We start from the raw sequence: 6,670 nt of genomic DNA, 5'->3' as shown, positions 1-6,670 counted from the left end.
CGCTCCCCTGGCCGCCCCCCAGGCCGGCGGACCCGGGTGCGCCGGGGCCGGGTGTGTTATCCCAGGTCCCGTCATGCCGGACGCCACCGTCAACCTCTACGACCTGCCCCGCCCCGCGCTGGATGCGCGGCTCGCCGGCTGGGGCTTCAGCCCCCAGTACCGCGAGCGCGTGTGGACGGGCCTGTACCGCGACGGCGTCAGCGCGCCAGGCGACGTGACGGGGCTGCGCCCGGACCTCCAGGCCGTGCTCCAGGAGCGCGCGCACCTGGGCCACCTCGCCACGCACCACGAGAGCTTCAGCAGCGACGGGCTCACCCACAAGCTGCTGCTGCGCCTGCACGACGCGCAGACCATCGAGACGGTCCTGATGCGCTTCAAGGGCCGCGCCACCGTGTGCGTGAGCACGCAGGCCGGGTGCGCCATGGGCTGCGTCTTCTGCGCCACCGGGCAGATGGGCCTGTCGCGCCACCTGACGCCGGGCGAAATCGTGGGCCAGGTGCTCCACGTCACGCGCATCCTGCGCGCGCAGGGGGAAGCCTTGCGCAACATCGTGCTCATGGGCATGGGCGAGCCCCTGCACAACTACGAGCACACCATGTCCGCGGTGGACATCCTCGTGGACCCCAAGGGCCTGGCGCTGGCGCCGCGCTTCATCACCCTGTCCACCGTGGGCGTGGTGCCCGGCATCCTCCGGCTCGCGGACGAAGCCCGCCCGGTGCAGCTGGCGGTGAGCCTCCACGGCGCCACGGACGCGGAGCGCGCCGCGCTGGTGCCCGCCGGCCGCCGCTGGCCGCTCAACGAGCTGATGGACGCGTGCCGCTACTACGTGGCCAAGCGCAAGCGCCGCATCTTCTTCGAGTGGACGCTCATCTCCGGCCGCAACGACACCGCGGAGCACGCGCACCACCTGGGGCAGTTGCTCCAGGGGATGGACGCGCACGTGAACGTCATCCCGCTCAACCCCACGGTGGGCTACGACGGCGGCCCCAGCGTCCCCGACGCGGTGCGCGCGTTCCAGGACGTGCTCACGACGTACGGCGTGCCCAGCACGGTGCGCCAGAGGCGCGGCATCGACATCGACGCGGGCTGTGGCCAGCTCAAGGCCGCCGTGGAGCGCAAGCCCCGCCGCTCCCTCCCCGTCGCCTCCTGAGCAGCCCCCACGCGCGGGGTCGCGCGGCACACCACCCGACCCGCCGTGTCACCCCGCGGCGCTAGTGTCCGCCACGCCGATGCGCGCACATCACGAGGTGTGCGCTGCACGCGGATGTCCGGGGGCCCTTGCGTGGCATGGGCTCGTGGGCACATTCTTCAAGACGGCTTCCACGCAACCCCAACGGCTTCTCTGGCGGAGGTGGGCAATGCTTTCCATCCAGGAGCACGGCACGGTGGAAGAGGCGAGCAGCAACCTGCTCGACTTCATCCTGATCCCCGACAACTGGCTCGAGCAGGCGCCTCCGCAGCCGGAGGGCTCCGCCAGCTGGCCAGCGCAGGACACGCAGTACCAGCGGCGCGTGGGCCCGCTGCGCATCTGCGCGTCGGTGGACGTGGCGCCGTCCCTGGACGTGACGCTCCACATCGCCTTCCGCGCGCCGGGGCTCACGCCCATCAAGGCGGCGGACCACCTGGAGAGCTTCCTCAAGCAGCGCCTGCCGCTGACGCCCAACAGCGAGTGGCAGGTGGAGGTGGACGAGCGCCGGTGGATCCACTTCTCCCGCCGCTACGCGGGCACGCACCTGCTGGCCTGACGGCTATGGACGACGCTTACGGCATCAGCCTGTAGTGCTTGAGCGGCTGGGCCACGTTCTTCACCGGCGTTTCCGTGAGGGGGCCAAACTGGAGCTTGCGCACGAAGGGCTCCTGGGACTGCTTCAGCGCTTCGTGCACGCTCTCCATCACCAGCGTCTCGCGGAAGCCCGCCAGTGACTGCAGGCGCGCGGCCTGGTTCATGCCACTGGAGAAGGCCGTGTAGTTGCGGTTGGGCCCGAAGAGGCCGCAGTTCGCGGAGGCCAGGTTCACGCCCACCGCCACGCCCAGCCCCGGCAGCTTCACCCGCCGGCACAGCGCGGCCACCTCTTCACGTCCGCTCAGCTCCGCTGTGAAGGCCTGGATGTCCTGCGCGGCGCGCACGGCGGCCTCCGCGCGGCGCACGCGGTCCGTCTGGAAGAAGGGCGGACCGAAGAGGCCGATGACGCAGTCACCGACCATCTTGTCGAAGACGCCGCCGTGCGCCCAGATGCGGTCCACGGCGCGCGCGCTCCACTCGTCCACGAAGCGGCCGATGTTGCGCGGGTTGTCGAAGCCCTGCTCGCAGATGCGGGTGAAGCCGTTGATGTCCGCGAACAGGATGCCCACCTCCTGCTCCTGCGCGCGCAGGTGCCGCGCGTAGTCCGGGTCCTCCAGCAGCGCGTCGATGGCGCCCGTGGGGAAGAACTGCGACAGGTGGATGCGCTCGCGGTTGTAGTCCAGCAGGCGCTGGCTCAGCGTGGAGGCCAGCACGCGGATGAGGTCCATCGCGTACGCGGAGAAGCCCTCGTTGCTCCAGACGACAATCTTCCCCAGGGGCTCGCTGCGCGTGGCCGCGGAGATGAGCACCGCCTCCGTGGTGCGCCCGTCGAACAGGCGCTTGAGCACGCCCGCGTCTCCATGCAGCAGCCGCGTGCCGTGCTGGTGCAGCAGCGACTCCAGCGGGGCGCCAGGCTGCTCTCCGCTCTCGTACTCCAGCTGCCCGTGGCGGTACGTGCGGTAGTGCAGCACGTGCGGCTGCACGGCGTCGCGGTACAGCAGCAGGAAGCCCGGCAGCCGCACCCGCTGCGCCAGCGTGCGCACCGCGTGGTCCATGCCCGCCTCGAAGACGGGGTTGGCCAGGTGCTCGTTGCACTGGAGGATGAGCTGGTGCTTCTCCGACGCGGTGTGGACCAGCATCAGCACCGTGTCCAGCTCCTCCGCCACCACGTCCAGCGCGCGCAGGCGCTTCGCGGTGGTGCCCACGTCGCCGGGAGGCCCCGCGTAGAGCACGCCCAGCGTGCCCACCGGTGAGCCCGCCACGTCCAGCGTCTGCGTGAGCAGCGTGCCCGTGTCGTGGACGCTCTGGCCCATGGGCCCCGCCAGCAGGCCACCGGCGAAGACGCCGCCCCAGTCGCCCTCGCTCCAGGTCTGCTCCACCAGCTCCTCGTCGCGCGTGGTGACGGCGATGCCGCGCGCGCCCAGGTGCTGCAGCAGCGTGGGGAAGCAGCGCCGGAAGCACTGGGTGAGCGTCTCGCGCTCCCGGAGGCTCTCCTCCAGCAGGTCGTCCGTGACACGTCCCAGCTGGCGCAGGAAGCGGTACTCCTCCAGGGACAACTCAACAGGTGGGGACGAGGGCGCCGGGGTCATGTGCGCCCCTTGTACCGCCGCCCGGGGGAACTGTCACAGCGCGGGCACGTGCTTCGTCCCGCCCACGACGACGCCGTCCTGGACCTCGATGAGCCAGTAGCCCTCCTTCCCCGCCTGGGTGGAGGAGCCCGCGCCGAACAGGTGGGGCCGGTCCGCCGTGGCCGGGTGGTGGTAGCGCTGGTGGATGTGGCCATGGAGCACCGCGAAGCGCGGGCCCGGCAACAGCTTCAGGAGCGCGTCCGCGTCATGCAGGCCGTGGTGCCAGCCGTCCGCGTGGTTCGCCAAGCTGCGCGGCGCGTGGTGCACCACCACCAGGATGGCGCGGCCGTCCAACCGGGCGTCCTTCAGCAGGGCCGCCAGGCCTTCGAGCTGCGCGGGCCCCACGGTGCCGTAGGACAGGCCCGGCGTGGGCAGCGGGCGCGCGGAGCACAGCCCCACCACGGCGGCGCCCTCCCCCACCAGCCGCACGAAGGGGAACGCGCCCTCGCGGCGGTACTCGGGCAGGTCGCTTTCGAGCAGGTCCCCGAAGTGCCGGGCGAAGCGTCCGTCCCGCGCGGCGCCCGGGGTGAAGACGTCGTGGTTGCCGGGGATGACGGTGCAGCGTTTGGGCGTGGGGGACAGCGGTGACAGCGCGGCGCGGGCGGCGCGGAACTCGCCCTCCAGGGCGTAGGCGGTGAGGTCACCGGAGAGGATGAAGTGGTCCACGCCGTGCGCTCCCGCTTCCTTCGCGATGGTGGACAGCGTGCTCTGCGCGTTGCGGTAGGCCTTCGCCCGGCCTCCCGCCGTCAGCTCCACGAGCGCCACCCAGCGGCGCCAGCCCAGCTTGTGCAGCGGCAGGGCGAAGTAGTCCTCGGTGATGTGGACGTCGGAGCAGTGCAAGAAGCGCATGGAGGCAGTCACACCCCAAGCAACGGAGGGAAGCAACGGGGCATTCTCTCCCTGCCTCCCGGGCGGGGACGTTATGGTTCCCGCCACGATGCGAGGACGCTTCGCCCCCAGCCCCACCGGCCGCATGCACCTGGGCAACGTGAGAAGCGCGCTCCTGGGCTGGCTCCAGGCCCGGGCCGCGGGCGGCGCGTTCCTGCTGCGCATCGAGGACCTGGACCGCGCGAGGTGCCGCCCCCAGTACCTCCAGGACCTCTACGAGGACCTGCGCTGGCTGGGCCTGGACTGGGACGAAACGCCGCTCATCCAGAGCGAGCGCGACGGCGTCTACCGCGAGGCCCAGGACAAACTCGAGCGCGAGGGGCTCATCTATCCGTGCTTCTGCACGCGCGCGGAGATCGCCCGCGCGGCGAGCGCGCCCCATGGCCTGTCCGACGAGGGCCCGCGCTATCCCGGCACCTGCGCGCACCTCACCTCCGCGCAGGTTGCGGAGCGCGCCCGCACGCGCGCCCCCGCGTACCGCTTCCGCGCGCGCGAAGGCGAGGTGCGCTTCGTGGACGAGCTGATGGGCCCCTACGCCCAGGACGTGCAGGCGCTGGTGGGGGACTTCGTGGTGCGCCGCAACGACGGCGTGGCCAGCTACCAGCTGGCGGTGGTGGTGGACGACGCAGCCAGCCGCATCACCCACGTGCTGCGCGGAGATGACCTGCTGCCCTCCACGCCCCGGCAGCTCCAGCTCTACGAGGCGCTGGGCCTCTCCGCGCCCGCGTTCCTCCACGTGCCGCTGGTGATGGGCGAGGACGGCAAGCGCCTGGCGAAGCGCGACGGGGCGTTCGCGCTCGCGGAGCTGCGGGCGCGCGGCCGGCCTCCCGAGCACGTCCTGGGCCTGCTCGCCGCCTGGAGCGGGCTGGGCGACGGCAGCCCGGTGACCCTGCCCGCGCTCGTCGCGCGCTACCGCACGGACGCGCTCCCTCGCGAGCCGGTGGTGGCGCGCGAGGCACTGCTCCTCGACGCGCTCGGCCTGCGCTGAGGCCACCCGGCCTTCCGCCCCGCCCTTCAGGACGGGGCGGCCGTGGGGCGGTGGAACGACGCGGCGTGCCCGGTGCACACCTTCACCCAGACACGTCCGTCCGGTGCCGCGCGGTCAAGAGCGCGGCCCGGGCGACTCACGGGAAGCGAGGGTGAAGTCCAATGGCAGCCATTGTCGAGAGCGAACGCGCCGGCATCATCCCAGCGGTGCCGGGCAGTGCGTACAAGCTGAGCTGGGGTGCCATCTTCGGTGGCACCTTCGTGGCGCTGGGCGTCTGGATATTGCTCTACACGCTGGGGCTGGCGCTGGGCCTGTCGTCGGTGAATCCCTCCGACGTGGGGAGCGCGAAGTCCGCGGGCATCTTCACCGGCATCTGGAGCGTCATCGTCCCGCTCGTCGCGCTCTTCGTGGGCGGCATGGTGGCCGCTCGCAGCGCGGGCATCGTGGACAAGGGAGGAGGCGCGCTGCACGGCGCGGTGCTCTGGGGGCTGACGACGCTCCTGGGCGTCTTCCTGGTGGGCATGCTGGTGTCCAACGTGCTGGGCGCGGTGTTCAACGTGGGCAAGGCGGCGGTGGGCGCGGGCGGCAGCGCCGTGTCGAGCGCCGTCTCGGGAGGCGGCGGCGCGGCGAAGGCGTTCGGCCTGGACGCCAACGACGCGCTCGGGCCGGTGAACCAGCGCCTCAAGCAGGAGGGCAAGCCCACCATCACCGCGAACCAGCTGGAGGCCGCGACCAAGGACATCGTCACCGAGGGCGTGCGCCAGGGCCGCATGGACCGCGAGCTGCTGGTGAGCAACATCGCGCAGAACACCAACCTGTCCCGCCAGGACGCGGAAGGCGTGGCCGACCGCGTGCAGCAGCAGGTGGACCAGGCCAAGGCCAAGGCCGGCGAGGTGGGCCAGCAGGCCCAGCAGGGCGCGCTGAAGGTGGCGGACACCTCCGGCCGCGTCTTCTGGGGCATCTTCGCGGGGCTGCTGCTGGGGCTCATTGCCTCGGTGGTGGGCGCCACGCTGGGCGTCAGCCGCAAGCAGCGCATCCGGGCCGAGGGCGCGGTGGTGCCCCCGACGACGCCCACGACGACGACCACGTCCCGGCGCGAGGTGTATCCGTAGCCTCGGGCGCTCGCGTGCATCCCCGCTTCACGGTCCCCCGTGAGGCGGGTATGACACGCGGGCACCTTTGGCCCATGGCGTCCCCGAACCGCACCCTCGTCCGCTGGCTCCTCATCCCCGGTCTGAGCCTGGGCCTGTTCCTGCTGTTCACGCTGGGGGCCGCCTGGGTGACGCGCTTCATGGAAGCGCCCCCGGCGCCGGAGCCCCCCGCGCCGCCGCCGGTCCTCCCAAGGCGGGAGGCCGCGCCCATCGCGCCGGAGCTCCCCCGGGC

Annotated in this window: 6 protein-coding genes and 1 pseudogene; 5 read left to right on the top strand and 2 right to left on the bottom strand. The window is 72.2% G+C overall.

Annotation, left to right across the window (positions count from 1 at the left end; translation table 11 throughout):
- Positions 1-73: 73 nt before the first annotated feature.
- Positions 74-1,150, top strand: coding sequence for a 23S rRNA (adenine(2503)-C(2))-methyltransferase RlmN (gene rlmN / locus D7X55_RS33420; protein ID WP_120551036.1), 1,077 nt, complete (start codon positions 74-76; stop codon positions 1,148-1,150).
- A 208-nt stretch (positions 1,151-1,358) separates the two neighbouring features.
- A complete protein-coding gene (locus D7X55_RS33415; protein ID WP_120551035.1) occupies positions 1,359-1,745 on the top strand; it encodes a hypothetical protein in 387 nt (128 codons plus the stop codon).
- Positions 1,746-1,761: 16 nt separating this feature from the next.
- Here the strand turns inward: D7X55_RS33415 and D7X55_RS33410 are convergent, their stop codons facing one another.
- Both D7X55_RS33410 and D7X55_RS33405 read right to left on the bottom strand, forming a co-directional pair.
- Positions 1,762-3,372 (bottom strand): adenylate/guanylate cyclase domain-containing protein, encoded by a 1,611-nt coding sequence (locus D7X55_RS33410; RefSeq protein ID WP_120551034.1) that lies wholly within the window; start codon positions 3,370-3,372, stop codon positions 1,762-1,764.
- Between the two features lie 33 nt (positions 3,373-3,405).
- Positions 3,406-4,260 (bottom strand): metallophosphoesterase, encoded by an 855-nt coding sequence (locus tag D7X55_RS33405; protein ID WP_121725174.1) that lies wholly within the window; start codon positions 4,258-4,260, stop codon positions 3,406-3,408.
- Between the two features lie 88 nt (positions 4,261-4,348).
- Here D7X55_RS33405 and gluQRS point away from each other — a divergent pair, with 88 nt between their 5' ends.
- From gluQRS to D7X55_RS33390, 3 genes and pseudogenes are all read left to right on the top strand, one after another.
- On the top strand, positions 4,349-5,287 hold the full coding sequence (gene gluQRS / locus D7X55_RS33400) for a tRNA glutamyl-Q(34) synthetase GluQRS (protein WP_233610222.1): 939 nt from the start codon (positions 4,349-4,351) through the stop codon (positions 5,285-5,287).
- Between the two features lie 161 nt (positions 5,288-5,448).
- Positions 5,449-6,399: a hypothetical protein gene (locus D7X55_RS33395; protein ID WP_121725172.1), complete on the top strand. Its 951-nt coding sequence runs from the start codon at positions 5,449-5,451 to the stop codon at positions 6,397-6,399.
- Positions 6,400-6,473: 74 nt separating this feature from the next.
- Positions 6,474-6,670 (top strand): annotated as a pseudogene (locus tag D7X55_RS33390) (hypothetical protein); the annotation flags it as partial.

This window comes from Corallococcus sp. AB049A (assembly GCF_003668885.1).
Taxonomy (GTDB): Bacteria; Myxococcota; Myxococcia; order Myxococcales; family Myxococcaceae; genus Corallococcus; species Corallococcus interemptor.
This window is presented reverse-complemented; position numbering and strand designations above follow the sequence as displayed.